We start from the raw sequence: 22,504 nt of genomic DNA, 5'->3' as shown, positions 1-22,504 counted from the left end.
TAAAAAACATATTGGGGTTAACATGGTCAAAAGTGTTGAGGAACTTTTGGGCTTAACTGAAGCGTTGATTATTGTTAAAGGTAAAAACTCTCTCAGTTATATTCAGAAAGTTATTTTAAAAGAAGCGTTATTAGAAACAAAAAAAACCTACGATCAAATTGCCGAAGAAAATGGCTATTCTCCTAATTATTTAAAAAATGGAGTCGCCCCCCATCTCTGGCAACTTTTATCGGATATGGTGGGTGAAAAAGTCAGTAAAACCAATTGTCGCGGTTTATTAGAAAGGAAATTATACGAGAAAAATATCCCGGAAATTTTCCCCCCAAAAAATTTTGCTGAACATAAGATTTTAGAATCTCCAAAAGGTCAAGTTCCGCTTAATTCTATTTTTTATATTGAGCGATCGCCCATTGAATCAATTTGTTATCAAGAGATTCAAAATCAAGGCACATTATTGAGAATTAAAGCCCCTCGCAAGATGGGTAAAACCTCCTTAATGGCTCGTATTTTAGATCATGCTCAACAACAAGGTTATCATCCCGTTCGTTTAAGTCTGCATCTGGCCAGTAGTTTAGTCTTTACCTCGACGGAAAAATTCCTCCGTTGGTTGTGTGCAAATGTGACTCAACAATTAGAATTAGAATCTAAAATAGATGATTTTTGGGATGACGATGTGGGAACATTAGTCAGTAGTTCCCTGTATTTTCAAGGATATTTATTAGAATTAATTCAAGAACCGATTATTTTAGCTATTGATGAAGTTAATCAATTATTTGAGTATCCGTCCTTAGCGCGGGATTTCTTGGCTTTATTACGATCTTGGCATGAAGAAACCAGGGATATTAGCAATTGGAAAAAATTAAGGTTTGTGATCGTCTATTCAACGGATATTTATATTCCTTTAGATACTAATAAATCTCCGTTTAATGTGGGTTTAGGAGTTGATTTACTTCCTTTTGATATTAGTCAAATTCAAAGTTTAGCTCAACGATATGGATTAAACTTAACGGATCGAGAGTTAACACAATTCACCGAATTTATTGGAGGATTTCCTTATTTAGTTAGATTAGCCCTTGATCATAGTGTTCGTCATAATTTTTCTATTCAAGAGTTACTAGAAAAAGCGGTCAGTGATACAGGAATTTATGCAGATCATCTCCACGAACAGTTATGGTTACTTCAACAAGATCCTGATTTAGTCACTGCTTATCAACAAATTATTAGTACAAATCAACCTATCAAAATTGAACAAGTGAAAGCGTTTAAACTAAAAAGTATGGGACTGGTTCATATTGATGGAAATTCAGTTATTGCCAGTTGTGGCTTATATCGTCAATATTTTCAAGAATGTTTTAGGGGAGAATGATGGAATTAAAGTTTTATATTTAATCTGAAACTTTAATTTTTTTTACTCTCTATAGCGAGTTTAAATCTGTTTTACATTAGTATTAAAATAGGCTATATGTTACGATTAGAGAGTAAACTATAATATAAATAATAAAATGACATCTGAAGGTAATGTTGCTGATACGGGAATTTTAGAAGAAGCTAGACAACTTATGAATCAAGAAGGAATAACTATGTGTGAAGCGTTAGAATCTATGATGAAAAACGCTAGAAAACAAAATGATACCAATAAAATTCAAAGAATTAAACCAACTCAAAAAGCAGAAAATTGTAGAAAATGTAGAACCCAGAAAAAACCCAGAAAAAAACGATCCCAGCAAAACATAAGTTGAACCCTATTACAATTTTTGCTATAATCTCCTTATAGACATAATAGCAATATAGCGTTTAAGCACGCCCGATTTTACTGGATCTGCTGGCTCTAAACCTAGATTGCTAGAGGTGTTATTATCTATATATATTGAGGTCGATATAAATGTTTGATCAATCAATCTGTATAAATAGTTTAGAAGATTTGAGATCCGGTAATGCAACTAGACAAGCTGAAGCATTACTAAGGTTAGTTGATGATGAAGTTTATGAAGCTGTACCGGATATTCTGCCCTTATTAAACTCTCCAGAAACAGCAATTCGTTCTAGTGCGGCTTACGCATTAGGTTATCTGGGAATTGATGAAATTAAAAAAGTGGGTTATGCTCTAATTAATATACTGAATGATCCCGAAGAAATTGTCAGATCTGATGCAATTGAAGCCCTGGGAGGATTGCAATATATTGAGGCTGTTGATCAAATTAAAGATAAATTAATTACTGATCCTTCTGCTTTAGTTCGTGCATCAGCCGCAGAAGCATTGGGAGAACTGGGAGAACCTAATGCGATAGAAACACTAGAAAAATCACTGTTAACAATAGAAGAAGATCAGACAGTCCGCGCCTATGCAGCAAATTCTATTGGTCTTTTAGGAACCGATGAAATTTTGCCAAAACTGAAAAGCTATATTCAATATTTTGATGGTTTTCTCAAAATAAAAGCAGAACTATTAGGAGCAATATATCATTTAGGTGTCCAAGAATCTCTACAACAGCTTGTAGGATTATTAGATCATGCAGATGAAGATTTAGCAATCCCTATTCTTAATATTTTAACGGATTTAAAGGAGCGTACAAATTTAGATAAACTCTTACAAGATGCCCCGGATATGGAAAGTAAATTGATCAATATTAGTCAAAAAATACCGATTTTAGTTAATCATACAAAACAAATTTTAGAAGATTAATGCAAAATACAGAAACCGAGTTTCTCATAGAAACCCGGTTTATAGGAATTAATTCCTTAATTGTACAGGCATGACTAAATAAGTCATTTTAATCCCGCCTAACGGATTAACAATAACTGGAGTTGTGGCGGCATTCAATTGCAGGGAAACTTCCGAGGTATTAAATACTTTCAAACCCTCTAATAAGTATTTAACATTAAACGCTAACTCCTTGGGTTCATCCCCAGAAATTTGAGCGGGCAGAGATTCCAAAGCATTTCCCACATCGGCAGCTTCTACGGATAAAGCAATGATTTGATTAACATGATCAATACTGCATTTAACAATATCATTCTTTTGGGAAGCTAAAACCGCAATCCTTTCTAGGGCGCCGATAAATCCCCGCCGATCTAAATTAATTTGATTTAAAAATTGATGGGGAATTAACTGTTGATAAGCCGGATAAGCTCCTTCTAATTTACGAGTATTTAACCGTTGTTCCCCTAGTTCAAAAATCACTTGACTCTCATCAAATCGCAAGGTAATCACCACGGGAGAATCATCTTTAGAACTTCCATGGCTGTCAACAGTTCGCATCGCCACCATCCGTTCAACTTCCCTTAAAGCCCTAGCGGGAACTGTTACCTCAAATTCTTCTAATTCCTCATCGGGATCGGTTTCACTTAAATTTTCCGTTTGCACAACTGCTAATCTGTGACCGTCCGTTGATGCAAATTCAATCGTATTATTTTTAACTTTTAAATGAACTCCCGTTAACACCTGTTTAGTTTCATCGGAACTCGTAGCAAATAACGTCCCCTTCAATCCCGAAATTAAAGATTCCGCCGCCAAATGAATAGAATCCCCCGTTTCAATAGAAGGTAATTCGGGATATTCTTCCGCCGCCATCCCTCGAACTTGATACTTTCCTGAACTGGAAGTTAAATTAACAATTGCTTCCCCCGCTTCATCATCAATCGTAATTTCTCCCCCAGGTAAACGGGAGACAATATCATTAAATAATTTAGCCGGGACAGTTAAGGTTCCTCCCTCTGTGACCGTCGCCGACATACTCGCCCGAATCCCCAAACTTAAATCAAATGCAGTTAAATTTAATCGTTGATTTTCTTCATCTGCATCAATTAAAATATTAGATAAAATTGGATGATTCGGACGGGATGGAATCGCCCTCGATACCCAAGATAAATTAGAACTTAATTTGTCCTGTTCAACAATAAATTTCATAGTTAACCTTCCTTAGTATGTGTTAGCATGATAATAATGCCGATAATTTCTGACGTTCACGACAGAACCGAACCCCTAATTATAACATACAAACCTCTCGCTATCTTTTTTGATTACAGTTAATCCCAATAAACCGCAGGCTAGGAAAAACCCAGCAAGCCGAGGAAATACTTCCAAACTACTGATGTTATTAATACATGAAAATTACATCTGACAAAGAAAATCGTAAAAGCCCTCTGTGGAGCCTGTTTCTGTTGATAATTGGAGGTGGGTTAGCTTTGATGGGCGATCGCTGGTTAGCCAGCCGCACCGCTTCAACTGTTCCGCCCTCAATCGCCCAAACCCCTGCCAAAACTGCCCCCGCTTCCACTACTAATTTAAACAGTCAAGCCAATGCTAACCCCAATCCGACTAGCTGGTTAGCTCAAAAAGTGGCTGCAAAGCCCGTAGATTCTAACTTTATTGTCGATGCTGTTAACGAGATTGGGCCAGCCGTAGTTCGGATCAATGCCTCTCGTCAAGCCAACCGCCAAGGATTGGAGCAGTTTGGAAATGGCTTTCCCGAAGAATTTTTTGGGGCGACTCCCCCCAAACGCCGTTCCGATGGCCCGATTGAACAGGGGACGGGTTCCGGGTTTATTCTCTCAGCCGATGGGGTGATTATGACTAACTCCCACGTTGTGGAGGGAACTGATCGGGTGCAGGTGGTTTTAAAAGATGGGCGTCGCTTCGATGGCAAGGTATTAGGATCGGATTCGGTCACGGACGTGGCGGTGATTAAAATTGATGCCGATAATTTGCCGAGTGTCAAAATTGGTGATTCTGAAGCCCTATCGCCGGGGGAATGGGCGATCGCCATTGGTAATCCTTTAGGGTTAGATAATTCGGTGACAGTGGGAATTATTAGCGCCACCGGACGTTCGAGTAGCGATGTGGGAGTTCCCGATAAACGCATTGGCTTTATTCAAACCGATGCCGCCATTAACCCCGGCAATTCTGGAGGGCCACTCCTCAATGCCAAGGGAGAAGTGATCGGAATGAATACCGCAATTATTAGTGGTGCTCAGGGTTTGGGCTTTGCCATTCCGATTAATAAAGCTCAACAAATTGCCCAACAATTAGCCACAACTGGACGGGCTGAACACGCCTATTTAGGAATTGAAATGGTGACACTTAGCCCGGAGTTAGTACAAGAATTAAAAGAAGATCCTAATTTTGAGTTTAATGTTACTCAAGATAGTGGGGTTTTAATTGTCAGGGTTGTTCCCGATTCTCCAGCGATGAAATCGGGATTAAAACCCGGAGATGTGATTGTAAAAATTGATGAACAAGCGATTACCAAATCCGATGCTGTTCAAGAATTAGTTCAAAATAAGAATGTCGGAACACCGATGAAAGTAGAGCTAAACCGTCAAGGAAATCCCCTAATCTTAGAAGTTAAAACAGGCAATATGCCGCGGGAGTAGAGCAGGGGAGGTAGGGGAGGTAGGGGAGGCAGGGGGAGTAGGTAAGTAAGTTTTTTAGTGTTGAAGGGAAAGAGGTTTATGGGTGAAATTTTAGCGATTTCTGAATTGGGAAATCCAGTTTTAAGGCATTGTGCTAATCCGGTCAATAATATTAGGGAGGAACGAATTCAAACCTTAATTGATAATTTAATCATTACCGCATCTCAAGCGAATGGTGTGGGCATTGCGGCGCCTCAAGTGGGAATCAGCGATCGCTTATTTATTATTGCCTCCCGTCCCACATTGCGCTATCCTAACGCACCCTTGATGGAACCCACGGCCATGATTAACCCTAAAATTATTAACCATTCTCACGAAATAATTAAAGACTGGGAAGGCTGTTTAAGCGTCCCTGGAATTAGGGGATTAGTTCCTCGGTATCAAGCCATAGAAGTTGAATATACCAACCGAGAAGGAGAATTATGCTATCAACACTTAACCAATTTTGTCGCTCGAATTTTTCAACATGAACTCGATCATTTGAATGGAATTATATTTGTAGATCGGGTTGAAAGTAACCAAGATTTAGTTACCGAAGCCGAATATCAAAAACGTATTCTTGATTTTCCGTAATAGTTCCATGGATTATTGTAGAATGTTTATAATTCAATTCAAAGGAAATTAATTAACGCCATGACCATTAATTTAAGTAAAGGTGAACGAGTTAGCCTATCTAAAGAAGCACCCGGTCTAAAAAAAGCCGGAGTAGGATTAGGATGGGATACTAACGCTTCTGATACCGGGGCTGCTTTTGACTTAGATGTGTCGGTATTTATGCTCGGGAGTAATGGTAAAATTCCTAACGACCAATATTTCGTATTTTATAATAACTTAAAATCTCCCGAGGGCTCAGTAGAATCCATAGGAGATGATCGCACCGGAGAGGGTGGCGGAGATGATGAAACGGTTTTTGTTGAGTTAAATAGCATTGATCCTAATATTCAAGAAATTGTCTTTGTTGTTACTATTCACGAAGCCGAAAACAGAAGACAAAATTTTGGACAAGTTCGTAATTCCTATATCCGAATTTATAACAATGAAACCGACGTCGAGATCACTCGCTATGATTTAGAGGAGGATTTTTCCCGAGAAACCGCCATCGAAATCGGTCGCCTCTATCGCAAAGACGGTGAATGGAGATTTCAAGCCGTTGGACAAGGTTATAATTCAGGTTTAGAAGCCTTTGTTCAAAAGTATACCTAAAAAAATTAAACTCAAAACCTAGTTTTTTGTTCACAATTGCAGGAATTGATTAACCATGTCAATTAATATTAAGAAAGGCGAAAGGATCAGTTTATCGAAAGAAGCTCCAGGATTAAAACGAGCTTCTATTGGTTTAGGATGGGATGTCAATGTTAGTGATACAGGAAAAGCCTTTGATTTAGATGCTTCTGTATTTATGTTAGCAGAAGATGGTAAAATTCCCATTGATGAATATTTCGTATTTTATAATAACTTAATCTCTCCTGATCAATCTGTTAAACATTTAGGAGATAGTCGCACCGGAGAAGGAATCGGGGATGATGAAACCATCGTTGTCGATTTAGCAAAAATCAATCCCGACCTTCAAGAATTAATTTTTGTAGTCACCATTCACGATGCTGACCAACGGCGGCAAAACTTCGGCCAGGTGAAAAATTCTTATATTAGAATTTATGATGACGACACTCAAACCGAAGTCATAAAATATGATTTGGAAGAAGACTTTTCCCGGGAAACCGCCGTGGAATTTGGTAGATTATATCTCAAAAATGGCGAATGGAGATTTCAAGCCGTCGGACAAGGTTACAATGCGGGTTTACAAAGTTTTGTGGACAAATACGTTTAATTTATTTTGAGGATTCTAACCATGGCGATTAACTTAAAAAAAGGCCAAAGCATTATTCTCGATAAAAGCGAATATGACCTATCAAAAATGGTCATGGGCTTGGGATGGGATGTGTCTAAAAAAGGACTATTTGGCGGAATATTTAGCGGATCAGCCGATTTTGATTTAGATGGATTTGCCCTATTATTAGATGAGCGAGGAAAATTAAAAAATCAGCAAGAAGATGTGATTTATTTCGGACATTTAGCCACAAAAAATAATACTGTAGTTCATTCAGGAGACAACCTCACCGGGGAAGGATCGGGAGATGATGAACGAATTATTATTGATTTCAAAACCCTTCCTCAAACCTATCATCAAATTATTTTAGGAGTGAATATATACCACGCCGAAGACCGCCAACAAAACTTCGAGATGGTTAAAAATGCTTTTGTTAGAGCTATAGATGCTAAGGGTAAAGAAATTGCTCGTTACAGTCTTTCCGGTGAACCCGCTTACTCTGGGCAAACTTCTATGTTGCTGGGGGAACTGTCTCACGAAAACGGACAATGGAAATTCAAAGCATTAGGAACACCCTTAAAAAGTAATTTAAACGGGGTTATTCGTTCCTTTGTGTAATCAATATTCTCAATAATTAGGGGCGGAGGATTCAGATATTAAATGATGGTGTTTTCATCACTTTCTATCCAAATTCTCCGCCCCTAGAACCGATTAAGTTTCAACACTATTTGAATAATATTTGTGTTGAAAATCGGTTGATCTTAGCGTTTGCGGTAGGGAACCATGGTTTCAATATTGATATCACCTAAAGCAACGCGAGTCACTGGGGTAACGGTAGGAGTCACTAAACCCAGGAACTGTGCGGGATCGCCAGCTTTGAGTTGTTTTTCTTGGGGAACAAAACGACGAACCGCATTTTGCCAAACCAGTTGGGGGAACCCAAGTTGGTTCCGGTGGTACTCGTTGTAACGAGGGGTTTTCAGGTTAAAGGGTACTTCCCCTTGGTTGCGTTGTAGCAGTACCCGACGACGTTGGTAGGGAACCGTGTCATACCCGAAGTTATCCAGGTATTCATCGCTATCGAGTAACTCATCAATAAACCCTTTAGGGCCTTTGTTAGCAACCACAATCGACCATGCGATTTTCTCGCGTTCACTATAAACATCCCGTCCTAAGACGCGCTGGACAACCAACTCGACGAAACGGTAGTTACTATTGGTTTGGTAGTTGCGACGCAGGAAAGGATCGGAAATCACTAAACCCCGAATAAAATCCCGGACGTTAATTTGACCAAACTTAAGCTGAGACTCTAAGCAAGTTTGACGGTTGCTTTTGAGCATTTGATGTTCACTGTAAATCTGGCGATAAGCAGCCCAGATGATGTCATTCCACTCAGAAGCCGAAGGCATATTTTCAGCCGTAAACACTCTGGGTTGTTCATCACCTGCTACTTCAAAGCCAGCCACGCGAACGTTGCGGCTGGTCGGGCCATAGCTTAATAAAGGAAGCGCCACCTTAAATATCTCCTTAATTTTGAAGGTCAACTTTATTTTTTATCTTGCGGTCTACGAAGCCATGATCACTCAAGGCTTGGGAGCGACAGGGTTGGCTATAGTACAGATTAGGGGATTTCGGCAACCCATCTGGCGTTTTTCTGAGCCGATGCAATAATATGTAACATTTTTTGACATCGCACACCCTAGACCGATTATGCTAAATTAAAGATTAAATCCCCTAGGGGGGGATAATTGTCAAGATATATTAATTTATGATAATCTACTTAATAAATCTTAAAGATCTTGCTAAACATCCTACTAGGTTTTATTTTGACTACCACTCAACCGATTCAACCCACCTCTGGATTCCTTCACAGAGTTCTAGCCAAAGTTAGGATCTCCCAGACTTGGCTGGTATTTTTCGCGTCGGTATTTCTCGTGACTGTCCCGGTGTTTTTCCAAGCGCCGCTAGTCCGACAATGGCCGGAATTTAGTGTTATTCTCACCTTGGGGTGGCTAGGAATCAGTTGGAGATTAATCAGACAACCCGCCACATGGGTTTGGGGAGACCTATTATTCGGCTTTAGTTGGAGTTGGTTTACGGGTGCAATCTATTGGGGTTGGTTACGCTGGGAACCCCTGTTACACTTACCCGTGGAAGCGGTGGGCGTTCCCTTTGCGGTGTGGTGTTTATATCGAGGTTGGGGAAAGGTCGGAAATTGGTTTTATTTGGGTTCCCTATTTGGAACGGCGGTCACGGACGGATATTTTTATATCGCCGGATTAATTCCCAGTTGGCGTCAACTCATGCACGTTGAACCCGCCTTAGCCTTACCAATATTTCAAAACGCCCTGCAAATGGTGACAACCCCCTGGGGGATTAGTTGGGCCGTCGGATTTGCCCTATTTTTATTTGCAGTTGGTGTTTTTCCGTTACAATCGAAAGAACAACATTGGTGGGCTTTTGGGGGAGCGGTATTAAGTACGATTTTGGTGGATAGTTTATTTTTGGTGGCGGCTTGTTTAGCCTAATTTAACCACAAAGACACAAAGAATACAAATCTGTTGTAAATGTGCGATGATTAGGGACTTTTGATCTTTGTAAAGATTGTTTTTTTTACCCTAAAGTATAATTCGTGATTCGGTTTATGGCTACATCAAAACGTGATTCTGAGCATAAGGTTAACTCCGGGGGAAATCGTGTAGTTTATTCTGAGTTTGGGACGGGAACAAATTCAGCAGCTTTAGAACGTTCTCCAGCTTCTGTTCCTGAGATCCCCCCCCATCAACACAATCTGAAAGTGCAAGCCACTCGTTCAGGACGCAAGGGAAAAACCGTAACGGTTATTAGTGGATTTCAAGTTAAACCGGAAACTTTGGAATTGTTAGTTAAACAGTTAAAATCCCAATGTGGGGCGGGGGGAACGGTTAAAGAAAATACGATTGAAATTCAAGGAGATCATCGTCCGAAAGTTATGGAAACCTTGATAAAATTAGGATATAAAGCTAAAATTAGTGGGGGATAAATCGTTAACGTTTTGATGCTTGAAATTCCAGTTCATGAAACTTTTCAATCGACGATTCAAGGAGAAGGATATTGGGTCGGAACCCCAGTGGATTTTATTCGGTTAGCAGGTTGTCCGGTTCGTTGTCCTTGGTGTGATACGGGTTATGGAGATGGAGGGATGAATTTACCCCGTCAACTCCGGTCTTTTGATTCGTTAATTGCAGAATTGCGATCGCCCAGGGTAGTAATATCTGGAGGAGAACCCTTTATTTATGCTCAACTTACAGAGTTAATTCAAACTATTCAAGCGACGGGAAGAACCGTTGGTATTGAAACATCGGGTTCCTTTTGGCAAGATATTCCTAATTCTGTTTGGGTAACGTTAAGTCCAAAACATCATGTTAGTCCCAATTATCCTGTAGTTCCGTTAATATGGAAACGAGCAAACGAGATTAAACTGGTGATTGAAACCGGATCGGAATTAGAGTTTTATGCCGAATATTTAGAGCTTAATGATCAAATTCCTGTCTTTCTACAACCTGAATGGAACCAACGCGATCGCACTTTACCTTTAGTTTTAGAATTATTAAAAAAATTTCCCCACTATCGGTTATCAGTGCAAATTCATAAATGGTTACAAGTTCCTTAATTTAAAATTATTATGTTCAGGTCTAAAATCCTATTTATTTACCCATTCGTAATTCGTAATTCCTAATTCGTAATTCCCTATTATAACTATGAAACCAGAATTTCGTTCCCACTATCCCCCAGAATGGCTAGAAAAACAAACGATTCCCTATCGGAATATTGTTGGGGTGAATGAACAAGTTTATCGAGAATCCTTAACCTTTAATTATACCATTAAAACCACTTTACACCGTCAACATTTTAATCCGCCGATTTGGAAAGATCGCCATTTTCATAATTTTGAAATCAGCTTAGAATTGCAAGCTGTGAGACATCCTGAAGATTTGTATGGGTTGGATATGGTAGAAATGGAAAATCAATTACAAGTTTGGGCAAAACAGTTACCCGAAATTGTTAATGATCATCCCCTATGTCCCCATGGAACTACGGAGGAAATGTGTTTATATTTTTCTCGAATTCCGGTTGATAGCCATATCCAAATTATGCGGGTTAGTGTGTCAGAAACTCCCAACCGAGTCACCACTTTAGAAGTTTATAAACCCTAACTTCACCCAATTTGTGATCAGTAAAAATTGCTACAAGTGAATCCAAGGAGCAACTTGACGGGCAAAAGCTCGAATATTGAACTTTAGTTTTTCTATGGGACTATCATAATCTTTTCCCTGGAAATGACCTGAAATTCCAGAAAAGTTAGGTTCAATAAAGAAACGTTCCATCAACTTCTGATCTAATTTTGCTGCCTGAATTCCTTGATAAATTTTTTGCTCCATATAAAAACATCCGTCTTGATGATTGTCAAGTAAAGGTTTAAAATATTTTAAATAAAATTCTTTTTTGAAAACCAAAAATCGAGTGTCAGTATAAGGAGATGCTGTTGTTTCTTGAAATAAATATTTTTTGATGATCCATCCCTGATCTTTAATATCACATAAACAGTCATAATCATCGGATATATGGCTAAGAATTTTTGTTAAATTCAATAGCTTAATTCGTCCGGTGATTTTGGCAATATAATCAGCCTCTTGAATTAATTTAGATTGTTTAAATCCTTGATCAATTAAAGAAATTTCTCCATATCCTTTGCCATAGGAACGAGGGAAGTTATTACCATCAATTGAAATAAATTCAACCTCTTTATTATAGGGGTTTTCTGAGGTTGCTTTTTGGACTATTTCTAAAGACCATCCTGAGTTTTCAACGAATAAAATTTTTTGAATTTTAGGATGATGATTAATATAATACTTTAAAGTTTGAAAATAATCCTCTTGACGGATCTGCGGGTCAGAAGGATAAGCCTTTGGCATTCCCTTAATATCAATTGTTGCAGTCAACAATAAAACAATATCATTCATAAAATTATGGAGATCAATTGTCTGAGGCATATTTAGGTTAATTCCAAGTCGAGTTGAATTTCAGGAATGCTCTGGTTTTACCCTGTAGATGGGGATAACAAACTTTATACCCGGTGATTACAGGTTAAGGTAAATATGGATAAGTCTTTTAAAAAATGGCTTTCGGGAGTTCTCCTCGCGGCTCCTGTCCTGTTAACGAGTTGTTCTCTGAATTTGTCCTTACCCGAAGTGAATGAAAGCGATAAAGCACAATTTGTCATGCAAACGATGACCACGGGACAACAGGCTTATTATCAAGCTAATGGTCAGTTTGCCAACTCTATTCAAGGGTTATCTCTGAATGCGAATTTAGACACGGGAGAATATCGCTATAGCGTGAATACTGAAGGTCAATATGCGGAAACCGTGTTGATGACTGCGGCGGCTAGACAAGACGGACTTCCCAGTTATGCTGGAGTGGTGACTGTCAGCCACACAGCAGGCGGTGTAATGGCGATCGCTAATATTTGCAAAACCGATCAACCCTCCACCGAACCCCCGGCTTTGTCCTCAACTCCTGTACCCGGAGAAGGGTTAAAATGTCCTGCGGGTTCGAGTCCGGTGAGATAGAGTTTCTCTGTTGTAAGAGATTTTTTATGAGGTAGTTTTTAGCGATCGCTTTCTTCGACTCTCAATTCGCCATTTCATTAATTTCCATGCACCCCAAGAACAGAATGCACTGAGAGCCAGGGCGATAATAAAAGGGTGAAGGAGAACGGGTTTAATCCAGTTATCGCGTGTGGGAGGACTCCAGGGTGTCATCATCAAACCCGATGTAGAAGCAATTATCGCCCCGGCTGCAATTCCCACACCAATAGATTGAATATGGTCTTGCAAATCTTGGTTGCTTTTCGCCTGTTCAATTTCCGTCCTGGCCCTAATTGTATTAATCAAATCACTAAATAAATCTTTCCCCGGCTCCAAATACTCCAAATAAGTCTCGATTTGGCGCAGATAAAGAGGATAGGTTTTTTCAGCTAAACGTGACCACACCTCCAGCTTATTCCCTGCCTCTAGTAAAGAATTCAAACAGGTTTTAAAATTATCAGAATTAGTTTTAATTGTGGTATAATGAGTTTTTAAATCCCGCAAACAACAATTATAATATAATAAATCTTGGGGAATTTCCTGAACCATTGTATCTAAGCTATTTAGCCGTTGTTCTGGAGTTTCATCAGAAATTGTATAGAATTTTGGCAGGTTATTCTCTAATTTACTATAGAGTTCCCTAGCTTTTTGATAAGACTGTTTTGCCTTTGAGTAGGTCGCCACAATCTTTTTTTGACACCAAAATAAATCCCTCAACCAGCTATAGTTATCATTAGCTTTTTTTAAATCTAACTGTTTGGGTTTTGCCAAAGAAATAATAATCGTTAAATCCCCGGCTTCAAACAGAAAACAGGGACAATTAAACAATTCCAACTGATCAATAAATTGTGGCTTAAATGACTTATCCTCCTTATCCTCACATAAAGCATTTGCCCATTTTTCCGCTTCTTCAAGTTTTGGTTTTGATGTTATCCAATAATTTTGTTCCCCATGTATAGTTAAAACCTTGCCTAAATCGGCTTTAATTTGATTCAGGAAAACCTGGGGTTGAAAAGCTGAAAGTTGTGCAACTTCAACTTCTACATTTTCCCCTTCCGGCTTGAGGGTAATATCCACACAATAGGTATCATTCAGGAGAAACGGTTGCAAATTTCCCTCCAACTTAAACCCGAAATTAGTCGGAATTGCCGTTAACTTAACTTCCACTTCGGGTTGAGACTTGATATTTTTGAGTTCAGGAAAGGGGAGAAATGTTAAACTTTTCCAGAGACTATCTGCCTTCGGATTAGGGACATCGGGGGCATCATCAAGGCGTTGTTGCAGGTGGAAAGCGAAGCAGCTAAAGGTGATATTTTTCATCAAGACTGTGGGGGATTTTCTTCTGGATTTTTAGGCAATTTTGTAGGATCTTTTGTGATGTTGTCAATCAGTTTTGGTAGGGATGGACTGGGAGGTTTAGGATTAGGTGTACTGCCACCGAATCCTTTTTCACCCGTTTCTCCCAGGAGGGGATTAATAGAGGTGATAGATTTTAATTGTTCATGATAAGCTGTTAAGATTGACTTACGCTGATCATTATTTAACCATTGGTCGATCGCTTCTGCATTTTTTTCATCATCGTCACCCAGTTGGGATTTTAATTCTTCTAAATCTGGCAAATAGTCAGCTAAAAGATTATTGCTCAATAAATCAGTAAAGGCTTGAATTTTATCGCTATCGCTTGCCATTTTTTGTTCTCCTTGTCCAACTACACAGAATGCCGCCCAGTGATAGGGAGACTGATAGGGGCGGTCATTAACCCCCTTTTCATTTTGCCCCAATTGTTGGAAAAATTCGGCTAAAGGTTTTTGCCAATCTCCTCCTTCTAATAGCTGGCATTTTTCCACCCAGACTTGAAACCCCTTAACGGTGGTATCCCGGAGCCAGATTTGAGCGGTTTTGAGGGCGATGGCGATTTGTCCGGGGTGGTTTTGGAGGGTTTCGTAGGTTTTAATCAGCAGCAGGGCGGTGGAAACTTGGTTAACCGACCAGAGACTAACCAGGACGCTAGGACTACCCGCCAGGATGAAGCCACTGGAGAGGCTGATATATTCGTCGGTGTCATCAATGGCCACTTGTCCGGTTTCGCAGGCGGAGAGGGTAACGAGGCTGCACTGACTCAGGTTGAGGGAGGCGATAATTTCCTCTAGGGTGAGGATGTCATCAGCGAGTTCCAAGCCAGAATCTAGGGGAGATTCGCGGTTAAAGCCTGCGTGACAGGAGAAGAAAAGATGATGGGTTTGGCGGAGGTCTTTGGCGAGGAAGTTGGCTTTTGTGGCCTTGCCTTTTTGGAGACTGTTGGGGTCGAGGAGGAAAAGACCGCCAATGGTTTCCACTTCCAAATCAGCAAAACTGAGGTTGTCGTTGGGGTTTTGGACGGCAAACAAGCGTTTAAAATTCGGACGGTGGCGGGTTTGGGCTTGTTGCAGGAGTTGACAGTTGGGGGCGTAGGTAACACCTTGTTCAAATAATTCCTGTAGGGATTTTATCTTACTTTCTCCTGTGGGAATGGGTAGGGCATGGAGGGGGAACAGGTGCAGGTAACGGTGGGGGATGAGAATGAGTTTTTTACAGTTGGGGAATTCTTTAAAGAGGTTTTGCAGAATTTCTGGCAGGTGGAGGATTTCGGCGAGGGTTTCTAGCCGTTGAGCCAGGGGATTTTGCCAAATATCTTGGGCTTGGGCCCATAGTTCGTCAGCTTTTTGCTGTTCCTGTTCGGTTTTGGCTGCTTTTAATGCTGCGAGGGCAACTTGTAAAGCTTCTTGGGCTTGGTAGTAGGCATTTCGGTATTGATTTGTCCAGTCGATGAGTTTATCTAGGTCTTCCTCTGAAGATGTCCAGATTTTGATCCCCCCTGCCCCCCTTAAAAAAGGGGGTTCTGAGGGGTCTGCCTCTTGTTCCCCCCCTTCTGAATGCAGGGTTAGGGAGGGATCAGGCATTAGGGTGAAGGTGAGGAATTTATCCCCCAGGATATACCATTCTAGGATGGCGGTTTCTTTATCCAGTAACTCTTGCATCCCCTGGAAATGCAGGGGTTTGTAGGGTTCGAGTTCCCGCTTTTGTTGCCGCAATTGCTTGAGGTGGGTCGGGTCGGGGTTCTCCTCGTCTTGGATGCGACGTTCTGCTTGAGCAATGTCGATTTTGAGTTGCTGCAACTGTTGGCGGTCGTTCTCGGGCATTACGCGCCCCGGATATGCGTCACGGGTGGCGATGAGTTCCACTAAGTTCCGGGCTTTGCTACGGTCTACATATTCAATCGCATCCTGATATCGACCCAACTCTAGGCAGACTTCCACCATGCCGCGATAAACTCTGTTCCATTCCTCATTAAAGTTGCGTTTATAGCCCTCACTATCGGCACCAATTTCCCCCCGCAGATATTCCACCCGTTCCAGGGCTTCTTGAAAGCTACGGTAGGCATTTTCTAGGGCTTGTTGTGTCTGGGTGGAACTGTTCCCGGCTAGGCGAGATTGAGCTTGGTAGGCAAAACCAAAGTTATTCAGGGTTATTGCTAAGTCGCGGGCTAACCCCAACCGCCGCCCAATTTCTGCGGCTTCATCGTAGGCAGCGATCGCACTATCGAGATTGGCGGCGGGGTTGATGCCCATAATGGCTTGGGTGCTGCGGACACTTCCGAGGTTAGTCAGGGTTTGGGAGAGGTCTTTGTCTAACCCCAACCGCCGCCGAATTTCTGCGGCTTCATCGTAGGCAGCGATCGCACTATCGAGATTGGCGGCCGGGTTGATCCCCATCTGGGCTTGGGTGCTGCGGGCATTTCCAAGGTTGGTCAGGGTAGAGGAGAGGTCTTTTTCTAACTTCAACCGCCGCCTAATTTCTGCGGCTTCATCGTAGGCAGCGATCGCCCTATCGAGATTGGCGGCGGGGTTGATGCCCATCTCGGCTTGGGTGAGGCGGGCAACTCCGAGGTTAGTCAGGGTAGAGGAGAGGTCTTTTTCTAACTCCAACCGCCGCCTAATTTCTGCGGCTTCATCGTAGGCGGCGATCGCCCTATCGAGATTGGCAGCCGGGTTGATGCCCATCTGGGCTTGGGTGCGGCGGGCAATTCCGAGGTTATTCAGGGTAGAGGAGAGGTCTTTGTCTAACTTCAACCGTCGCCGAATTTCTGCGGCTTCATCGTAGGCAGCGATCGCCCTATCGAGATTGGCGGCGGGGTTGATGCCCATCTGGGCTTGGGTGCTGCGGGCAATTCCGAGGTTATTCAGGGTAGAGGAGAGGTCTTTGTCTAACCCCAACCGCCGCATAATCCCGGCGGCTTGATCGCAGGAGGTGATCGCACTTTCGAGATTGGCAGCGGGGTTGATGCCCATAATGGCTTGGGTGCTGCGGACACTTCCGAGGTTAGTCAGGGTTTGCGCCCGTTTTTCCGGGTTATCCGCCCGCAGTTCCAGCACCACCCCATAGCCGCGAATGGCAATCTCTAAGGCTTCTGCATACCGACCATAGGGGAATAGTCGAATACTGGTGCAGGTATCTCCGACTAAGCCTGCCACTCTTTCGGCTTGGTCGGGATTCTGAGCTAGAAGTCCTGGTATTGACTGGACAATGGTATCCCCCAGGTTGGGAACAATCAACCCCATATTTTGCCGCATCACCTGATGAACTGCTGCTATGCCGCCCTGCATTTGGGCTTTGAGCAGTTGTTGCCAAAACTGTTGTAATACTTCTTGCTGATTTTCCCCCGTCCCCTGCCTCGCCAAAAACGCCCCCACCTCTTGCGCCAGATTTCGCAGAAAACCCGCGTTATTCTCTTGTCCGTCACTCTGCAATTGTTCTGCCACCTGTTCGCACACCTGCACAAATGCCCCATCAAGCAGTTCCGGGTGTTGGTTGAGGATTTGGTTTTCTTCCCCACTGGGACAGTCGAGGAGTTCTTGAATTAGGGACAGATAGGCGAGTAGGCGTTCTTCGTTCATGGCACTGGCAGGGTGGGAATATTGTTGCTATTTTATACCATTCATTTTATTGACACTCTCAGGTCTGAAGACGCTGAGATTCTTGGTTCAACGAAACCACTTAATCAAAGTACCTTGCAGTGCTTTAACCAGAGGTGGGATTCTCCCCAAGCGTAAATTCGGGTATGCCCTACCCTATTCGCATTAATGCGAGTTCTTTTTTGCTTAAAAACTGTTCGTCTAGCTCCCATGAATCTTTTACCCACTGCTGGGGGAAAACTAGAACTGTGCAGTAGAACCCTATAGATTCAATTGTCAAGGTTCAGCGTTTTGCCGTTAGGCGACTAGGTTTTTAGACAGGTTGTTTACCTTTTCCTGTTACTGGATATATTAACATAGATTGAAGAAATATTCACGGGGGTTAAAACCCCCTGAGTCGCTTTTCATCTCAGGTCTGAAGACACTGAGTTTTCAAGCTCCCAGACTTATGTTATAAGGATTAAAATATGGCTAGGGAGTGGCAAATAGTTGATTCCGAACAAAAACTAGAGATTGAGTCAATATTAGGTTACGCGATGCTTCCCTTGAGCTATACTTTAATCAATACAAAATCTTAAATAAACTTCTCCTAAATTATGATATCTCAACAGACTGAAGAAAAGCCCCCAAAAATTGAAGCACGAGTTGCCATTTTAGAAACGGAACTCGCAGAAATGAAACAGATTTTATCTAGCTTCATTGAGCAGAAAAATCCTTGGTGGCAAAAAGTCGCAGGTAGTTGCGAAAATGACCCTACCTTTGATGCTGTCCTAGAATTAGGGAAAGAGTGGCGTAACTCTGTGAAGTAGGTTAATCAGATTTGTTTATGTACATCCTAGACACCGACCATCTGAGCTTAATTCAGCGCAACGGACAACAGGGAAAACGCATTTTAAAAAGACTAGAAACCCTAGAAAAAGTTGAAGTTGCTGTCACGATTATTACTTATGAAGAACAAACTAGAGGGCGACTCAGTTTTCTAGGACAAGCTAAAAATATAGATGAACAAGTTTTAGCCTATCAAGGACTACAGCAATCGGCAACAGACTACTGTTCAATTCCAATTCTCCCCTTTAATGGAACCGCAGCGATCGCATATCAACAACTCCGAAAATCTTATCCTCGTTTGGGGACTATGGATCTGAAAATTGCTGCTATTAGTTTGACAAATGAAGCTATTTTACTCACCCGTAATCAGTCAGACTTTGGACAAATTATAGAATTGTCAACAGAAAATTGGTCAACTGAGTTAGGTAGATCGCCTTAAAGATAGAGAGACGCGCCGTGGCACGTCTCTACGGGTTTAGGCTAGAACAAAATCGACGTCGTTACTGCCACCTGTTTCTCCTTGACCGGAGGTTAGTTTTTGATCATTAACTTTGATAGCAAAGGGTGTACTGCTGAGGCCAGGAAGGTTATAATCGGTTTTGGTGGGGGTATAGCCGACACTGGCAATCATTTTTCGGCCAGTATCAGTATATTGGAAGGCCATCATTTGATTTTTCTTGTTTTTATTATCTTCGGCCCAAATCACCATATATTGTTGGCCTTGATAATCAAAAACCTTGGGTTCTCGAAGGGGGACATAACGGCCCACTTCTCCGAAACTTTTATCTAAAAAGGTCTGAACTTCACTGGGTTGAACCACAGCATAACTCACTTGTTCTGGAGAAGCGGCGATCGCATCTCCTTGACTTTCATCTACAACCTCCTCTTTGCCTCGATTTTTGAAATAATCAACGGCGACTTTAGTTCCAATTGCACCCGCAGTGGCAATTCCGGCACCAATTAAAAAATTACGAAGTCTGTTATCAGCCATTTTTTCTCCTAATTAAAATTTAATCGAGTTTTGTGTTTTGGAATTAACTCCATTAACAGGGAAATTTTAACAAATTTTTCTCGCTCTGTCATTAAACTTTCGAGGGAGAAGGGAAACATCTGTTGAAGATTAGATTACCATTGGGGATTAGAGTGTAATAGGGCTTCAGTGGCTTCGGCACTTAGGGGTTTAGAGAATAAATAACCCTGTCCATATTCACAATCAAATCGTCGCAGTTGATCTAACTGTTCTTGGGTTTCAACTCCTTCGGCAACCACATCCATCCCTAGGTTATGGGCTAAACTAATAATTGCTAAAACAATTTCAGTTTCTCGACCATTTTGTCCTATATTTTGAATAAATGATCGATCTATTTTTAAAGTATCTAAGGGGAAACGATGTAAATAGCTGAGGGAGGAATATCCCGTGCCAAAATCATCTATACTCAAGCCAATATGATAGGATTTGAGTTGAGCAATAATCTCGAGGGTTTTGCTATTATCAATTAAAACACTTTCGGTTAACTCAATTTTGAGATCACCGGGGGAAATTTGGGTAGTATTTAAAATAGTTTCTACAATTTCAATTACATTAGATAAATCAAATTGTTTGGCTGAGAAGTTAACATTTACGGTGAGGGGGTGAACTAAATTTTTCAGGTGTCTTAGAGATTGCCATTCTTGCAGTTGTTGGCAGGCTTGTTTTAATACCCAATTTCCGATGGGAACAATTAATCCGGTGGCTTCGGCTAGGGGAATAAAATCCGCCGGAGAAATCATTCCCTGTTTGGGGTGTAGCCAACGCACCAGGGCTTCAAATCCTGTGATTTTTCCGGTTTTTAAGTTAATAATCGGTTGGTAAAAAACGGCAAATTCCTGTTTAACAATTGCCTGACGTAGTTCAATTTCTAACTGCATTTTAACTAAGGCTTGATCATGAATTTTCCGATCAAAAATTTCTAAACATCCCTTGCCTTTTTCCTTGGCTTCGTGCATGGCAATATCGGCATCTCTGAGGATATTTTCCGCTTGATGATAATGGTTTGTTCCTAAAACTATACCGATGCTAGTGCTTTTAAATACTTGATGTCCGCCAATTTCAAAGGGATTGGATAGGATATGATTAATCTGTTTTGCCAGGTCAATCGCTTCTAGGGGAGACTGAATAGATTTGAGTAAAATTGCAAATTCATCGCCCCCTAAACGAGCGACAATATTAGGATGACAAACTAAGGATCGAATCAGATGGGCAAAGGCTATTAATAATTGATCTCCTACATGACGCCCTAAACTATCATTCACGACTTTAAACCGATCTAAATCTAAACATAATACGGCAAATAAATCCTGATTATACTTTTGCACCCCTTCAATAGATTTATCGATTTCACTAATCAAAAAGCTACGATTGGCTAATCCGGTTAATCGATCATGTAAAAGATCATATAACAGTTGAAATTCAGCTTTTTTACGTTCGGTAATATCATTACGAATCACAATATATTGATAGGGTTTATTCTTTTCATCTAAAAAAGGAACAATGGTGGTATCAACCCAATAATAAGTTCCATCTTTGGCTTGATTCCGAACTTCTCCGCGCCAAATTTTGCCAGATTTAACCGTTGACCATAAAACCGTAAAAAAGTGTTTGGAGTGATATCCTGAATTAACAATCTGATGATCTTGACCGATTAATTCTTCTCGAGAATATTTAGAAATATCACAGAACTTGGCGTTAGCATAGGTAATTTTCCCCTGGGCATTAGTAATCGCTACAATGCAGGATTGATCAAGGGCAAACTTAAAATCGGATAACTCTTTATAGGAGCGTTGCAGAGCTTCCTGTAGATCTCGATTTACAAATAAGCGAGCCAAAAATATCTTAATGTCAGCTTGAATTTCGTTCAGACTCCTACACATCAGAACCCGCATCCACTGGAAAAACTGTTTTTCTGAATCCACCATTAAATTAAGGTTAGAATAATCCAATGTTGGCTTTTTATTAATTAATTTCATGGTATTTTACCACAATCACAATACTATCATTTAAGCAGAATTCGCAACTTTATTAACCTCCTGAAAATCAATATATAAAATAATAATAATTAAAAATGCTCAAAAAAATCAAGGTTAGAACTAAATTTAAACCCTGATAAAAACCGTGACTTAAAAATTATGAATCTTGAAAATTTCTTCGAGAATTAACCGATCGCCAATAGAAATATTCTGCCATAATTCCAGTCTAGCATTTTTCGTTAGTTCAAGCTGTAAAGGAGCAGCAAACCAAAAATCCTGATTAAAAACAAATCCCTGAGATTGGAGTTTAAAACAAACCCATTGCACGGCATAATTGTTGAGATCTAACTCCGGCATCAAATTATCAGAATGATGCAACACCCAGAGGCAAGCTTCCTTATCTATTTCTGCAAGTCGATAAATCGCCTGGATTAAAACCCACTCAATCCAGCCCGGATTGGGTAAAACTGTTAAAAAATCCTTCAATGCTTGGATATATTGTTGGTTTTGAGCGCGGAGTACATCAACAGCTAATTCTACATAGGACTGATCAATCTCACCTCGATTTTCCCTTCCTTGCTCGGATGAGTGCATCACATTTTCCTGTGCCAAACGACTAAGGTTGTAAAAAGGCAGATTCAAGGATGAACAGGTCGAAAACATAACAATGGGACACTTACTATTGAAGAATTCAGGAAATGGATCAATCGAAGTTGGGATGTTGTCAACCGCAGTTAGACTTTTTGGGGTTAAATACATAGAACACAGTTAAACCTAAAACAATTGCTATTGCCCATATAAAGAAGTGTACCGAATAAATGTGAGGATTCTGTGAGGAAAAATTCCTA

The 22,504-nt window shown here is 40.9% G+C and carries 23 protein-coding genes; 15 read left to right on the top strand and 8 right to left on the bottom strand.

The annotated features are described in order from the left end of the window. Positions 1-22: 22 nt before the first annotated feature. The 3 genes from PL9631_RS23205 to PL9631_RS23195 all read left to right on the top strand — a co-directional run bounded on the left by PL9631_RS23205 (position 23) and on the right by PL9631_RS23195 (position 2,683). Positions 23-1,366, top strand: a complete 1,344-nt coding sequence (locus tag PL9631_RS23205) for an AAA-like domain-containing protein (protein WP_083624048.1) — start codon at positions 23-25, stop codon at positions 1,364-1,366. Between the two features lie 136 nt (positions 1,367-1,502). Beyond that, positions 1,503-1,739: a polymorphic toxin type 34 domain-containing protein gene (locus PL9631_RS23200; protein WP_083624046.1), complete on the top strand. Its 237-nt coding sequence runs from the start codon at positions 1,503-1,505 to the stop codon at positions 1,737-1,739. Positions 1,740-1,882: 143 nt separating this feature from the next. Next, entirely contained in the window at positions 1,883-2,683 is an 801-nt protein-coding gene (locus PL9631_RS23195; protein WP_083624044.1) for a HEAT repeat domain-containing protein, read from the top strand. A gap of 48 nt (positions 2,684-2,731) precedes the next feature. Here PL9631_RS23195 and dnaN read toward each other — a convergent pair whose 3' ends face one another. Beyond that, positions 2,732-3,907, bottom strand: a complete 1,176-nt coding sequence (gene dnaN / locus PL9631_RS23190) for a DNA polymerase III subunit beta (protein ID WP_083624042.1) — start codon at positions 3,905-3,907, stop codon at positions 2,732-2,734. A 197-nt stretch (positions 3,908-4,104) separates the two neighbouring features. Between dnaN and PL9631_RS23185 the strand changes: the two genes are divergently transcribed. The 5 genes from PL9631_RS23185 (at position 4,105) to PL9631_RS23165 (ending at position 7,858) form a co-directional block, all read left to right on the top strand. Further along, a complete protein-coding gene (locus PL9631_RS23185) occupies positions 4,105-5,373 on the top strand; it encodes an HhoA/HhoB/HtrA family serine endopeptidase (RefSeq protein ID WP_083624041.1) in 1,269 nt (422 codons plus the stop codon). A 78-nt stretch (positions 5,374-5,451) separates the two neighbouring features. Further along, on the top strand, positions 5,452-5,985 hold the full coding sequence (def, locus tag PL9631_RS23180) for a peptide deformylase (protein ID WP_083624038.1): 534 nt from the start codon (positions 5,452-5,454) through the stop codon (positions 5,983-5,985). Between the two features lie 60 nt (positions 5,986-6,045). Continuing rightward, a complete protein-coding gene (locus PL9631_RS23175; protein ID WP_083624034.1) occupies positions 6,046-6,615 on the top strand; it encodes a TerD family protein in 570 nt (189 codons plus the stop codon). A 55-nt stretch (positions 6,616-6,670) separates the two neighbouring features. Continuing rightward, a complete protein-coding gene (locus PL9631_RS23170) occupies positions 6,671-7,240 on the top strand; it encodes a TerD family protein (RefSeq protein ID WP_083624032.1) in 570 nt (189 codons plus the stop codon). A gap of 21 nt (positions 7,241-7,261) precedes the next feature. Further along, positions 7,262-7,858, top strand: coding sequence for a TerD family protein (locus tag PL9631_RS23165; protein WP_083624031.1), 597 nt, complete (start codon positions 7,262-7,264; stop codon positions 7,856-7,858). Positions 7,859-8,001: 143 nt separating this feature from the next. Here PL9631_RS23165 and PL9631_RS23160 read toward each other — a convergent pair whose 3' ends face one another. Beyond that, the gene (locus tag PL9631_RS23160) at positions 8,002-8,754 is read right to left on the bottom strand and encodes a phycobilisome rod-core linker polypeptide (protein WP_083624029.1); all 753 of its coding nucleotides are present in this window, start codon (positions 8,752-8,754) and stop codon (positions 8,002-8,004) included. 282 nt (positions 8,755-9,036) lie between these two features. Between PL9631_RS23160 and PL9631_RS23155 the strand changes: the two genes are divergently transcribed. The 4 genes from PL9631_RS23155 to PL9631_RS23140 all read left to right on the top strand — a co-directional run bounded on the left by PL9631_RS23155 (position 9,037) and on the right by PL9631_RS23140 (position 11,436). Beyond that, the gene (locus PL9631_RS23155) at positions 9,037-9,768 is read left to right on the top strand and encodes a DUF3120 domain-containing protein (RefSeq protein ID WP_156090669.1); all 732 of its coding nucleotides are present in this window, start codon (positions 9,037-9,039) and stop codon (positions 9,766-9,768) included. 116 nt (positions 9,769-9,884) lie between these two features. Then, a complete protein-coding gene (locus PL9631_RS23150; protein WP_083624025.1) occupies positions 9,885-10,262 on the top strand; it encodes a translation initiation factor in 378 nt (125 codons plus the stop codon). A 15-nt stretch (positions 10,263-10,277) separates the two neighbouring features. Next, positions 10,278-10,892, top strand: a complete 615-nt coding sequence (locus PL9631_RS23145; RefSeq protein WP_083624023.1) for a 7-carboxy-7-deazaguanine synthase QueE — start codon at positions 10,278-10,280, stop codon at positions 10,890-10,892. An 88-nt stretch (positions 10,893-10,980) separates the two neighbouring features. After that, positions 10,981-11,436: a 6-carboxytetrahydropterin synthase gene (locus tag PL9631_RS23140; protein WP_231516826.1), complete on the top strand. Its 456-nt coding sequence runs from the start codon at positions 10,981-10,983 to the stop codon at positions 11,434-11,436. 30 nt (positions 11,437-11,466) lie between these two features. On the opposite strand, the gene PL9631_RS23135 is transcribed toward PL9631_RS23140, so the two are convergent. Beyond that, positions 11,467-12,273, bottom strand: coding sequence for a hypothetical protein (locus PL9631_RS23135; protein ID WP_083624022.1), 807 nt, complete (start codon positions 12,271-12,273; stop codon positions 11,467-11,469). Positions 12,274-12,378: 105 nt separating this feature from the next. On the opposite strand from PL9631_RS23135, the gene PL9631_RS23130 reads away from it, so the two are divergent. Further along, positions 12,379-12,852: a type IV pilin-like G/H family protein gene (locus PL9631_RS23130; protein ID WP_083624020.1), complete on the top strand. Its 474-nt coding sequence runs from the start codon at positions 12,379-12,381 to the stop codon at positions 12,850-12,852. 24 nt (positions 12,853-12,876) lie between these two features. Here the strand turns inward: PL9631_RS23130 and PL9631_RS23125 are convergent, their stop codons facing one another. Next, on the bottom strand, positions 12,877-14,190 hold the full coding sequence (locus PL9631_RS23125) for a hypothetical protein (RefSeq protein ID WP_083624018.1): 1,314 nt from the start codon (positions 14,188-14,190) through the stop codon (positions 12,877-12,879). Then, on the bottom strand, positions 14,190-17,804 hold the full coding sequence (locus PL9631_RS23120) for a CHAT domain-containing protein (protein ID WP_083624016.1): 3,615 nt from the start codon (positions 17,802-17,804) through the stop codon (positions 14,190-14,192). Before PL9631_RS23120 ends, PL9631_RS23125 begins: the two co-directional genes overlap by 1 nt. Positions 17,805-18,418: 614 nt before the next feature. Between PL9631_RS23120 and PL9631_RS23115 the strand changes: the two genes are divergently transcribed. Further along, on the top strand, positions 18,419-18,631 hold the full coding sequence (locus PL9631_RS23115; RefSeq protein ID WP_026789077.1) for a hypothetical protein: 213 nt from the start codon (positions 18,419-18,421) through the stop codon (positions 18,629-18,631). A 17-nt stretch (positions 18,632-18,648) separates the two neighbouring features. Continuing rightward, positions 18,649-19,089, top strand: coding sequence for a type II toxin-antitoxin system VapC family toxin (locus tag PL9631_RS23110; RefSeq protein WP_083624014.1), 441 nt, complete (start codon positions 18,649-18,651; stop codon positions 19,087-19,089). A 36-nt stretch (positions 19,090-19,125) separates the two neighbouring features. Here PL9631_RS23110 and PL9631_RS23105 read toward each other — a convergent pair whose 3' ends face one another. From PL9631_RS23105 to PL9631_RS23095, 3 genes are all read right to left on the bottom strand, one after another. Next, positions 19,126-19,641 (bottom strand): hypothetical protein, encoded by a 516-nt coding sequence (locus PL9631_RS23105; RefSeq protein ID WP_083624012.1) that lies wholly within the window; start codon positions 19,639-19,641, stop codon positions 19,126-19,128. Between the two features lie 134 nt (positions 19,642-19,775). Continuing rightward, positions 19,776-21,656, bottom strand: a complete 1,881-nt coding sequence (locus tag PL9631_RS23100; RefSeq protein ID WP_083624010.1) for a putative bifunctional diguanylate cyclase/phosphodiesterase — start codon at positions 21,654-21,656, stop codon at positions 19,776-19,778. 150 nt (positions 21,657-21,806) lie between these two features. Then, the gene (locus PL9631_RS23095; RefSeq protein WP_083624008.1) at positions 21,807-22,250 is read right to left on the bottom strand and encodes a hypothetical protein; all 444 of its coding nucleotides are present in this window, start codon (positions 22,248-22,250) and stop codon (positions 21,807-21,809) included. Positions 22,251-22,504 lie beyond the last annotated feature (254 nt).

The organism is Planktothrix paucivesiculata PCC 9631, from assembly GCF_900009265.2.
In the GTDB taxonomy this organism is placed as follows: Bacteria; Cyanobacteriota; Cyanobacteriia; order Cyanobacteriales; family Microcoleaceae; genus Planktothrix; species Planktothrix paucivesiculata.
This window is presented reverse-complemented; position numbering and strand designations above follow the sequence as displayed.

Bases quoted from the DNA above. Each gene is read 5' to 3' on its own strand.
- PL9631_RS23205 (WP_083624048.1), top strand. From the start codon at position 23: ATGGTCAAAAGTGTTGAGGAACTTTTGGGCTTAACTGAAGCGTTGATT.
- PL9631_RS23200 (WP_083624046.1), top strand. From the start codon at position 1,503: ATGACATCTGAAGGTAATGTTGCTGATACGGGAATTTTAGAAGAAGCT.
- PL9631_RS23195 (WP_083624044.1), top strand. From the start codon at position 1,883: ATGTTTGATCAATCAATCTGTATAAATAGTTTAGAAGATTTGAGATCC.
- dnaN (WP_083624042.1), bottom strand. From the start codon at position 3,907: ATGAAATTTATTGTTGAACAGGACAAATTAAGTTCTAATTTATCTTGG.
- PL9631_RS23185 (WP_083624041.1), top strand. From the start codon at position 4,105: ATGAAAATTACATCTGACAAAGAAAATCGTAAAAGCCCTCTGTGGAGC.
- def (WP_083624038.1), top strand. From the start codon at position 5,452: ATGGGTGAAATTTTAGCGATTTCTGAATTGGGAAATCCAGTTTTAAGG.
- PL9631_RS23175 (WP_083624034.1), top strand. From the start codon at position 6,046: ATGACCATTAATTTAAGTAAAGGTGAACGAGTTAGCCTATCTAAAGAA.
- PL9631_RS23170 (WP_083624032.1), top strand. From the start codon at position 6,671: ATGTCAATTAATATTAAGAAAGGCGAAAGGATCAGTTTATCGAAAGAA.
- PL9631_RS23165 (WP_083624031.1), top strand. From the start codon at position 7,262: ATGGCGATTAACTTAAAAAAAGGCCAAAGCATTATTCTCGATAAAAGC.
- PL9631_RS23150 (WP_083624025.1), top strand. From the start codon at position 9,885: ATGGCTACATCAAAACGTGATTCTGAGCATAAGGTTAACTCCGGGGGA.
- PL9631_RS23145 (WP_083624023.1), top strand. From the start codon at position 10,278: ATGCTTGAAATTCCAGTTCATGAAACTTTTCAATCGACGATTCAAGGA.
- PL9631_RS23140 (WP_231516826.1), top strand. From the start codon at position 10,981: ATGAAACCAGAATTTCGTTCCCACTATCCCCCAGAATGGCTAGAAAAA.
- PL9631_RS23135 (WP_083624022.1), bottom strand. From the start codon at position 12,273: ATGCCTCAGACAATTGATCTCCATAATTTTATGAATGATATTGTTTTA.
- PL9631_RS23130 (WP_083624020.1), top strand. From the start codon at position 12,379: ATGGATAAGTCTTTTAAAAAATGGCTTTCGGGAGTTCTCCTCGCGGCT.
- PL9631_RS23125 (WP_083624018.1), bottom strand. From the start codon at position 14,190: ATGAAAAATATCACCTTTAGCTGCTTCGCTTTCCACCTGCAACAACGC.
- PL9631_RS23120 (WP_083624016.1), bottom strand. From the start codon at position 17,804: ATGAACGAAGAACGCCTACTCGCCTATCTGTCCCTAATTCAAGAACTC.
- PL9631_RS23115 (WP_026789077.1), top strand. From the start codon at position 18,419: ATGATATCTCAACAGACTGAAGAAAAGCCCCCAAAAATTGAAGCACGA.
- PL9631_RS23110 (WP_083624014.1), top strand. From the start codon at position 18,649: ATGTACATCCTAGACACCGACCATCTGAGCTTAATTCAGCGCAACGGA.
- PL9631_RS23105 (WP_083624012.1), bottom strand. From the start codon at position 19,641: ATGGCTGATAACAGACTTCGTAATTTTTTAATTGGTGCCGGAATTGCC.
- PL9631_RS23100 (WP_083624010.1), bottom strand. From the start codon at position 21,656: ATGAAATTAATTAATAAAAAGCCAACATTGGATTATTCTAACCTTAAT.
- PL9631_RS23095 (WP_083624008.1), bottom strand. From the start codon at position 22,250: ATGCACTCATCCGAGCAAGGAAGGGAAAATCGAGGTGAGATTGATCAG.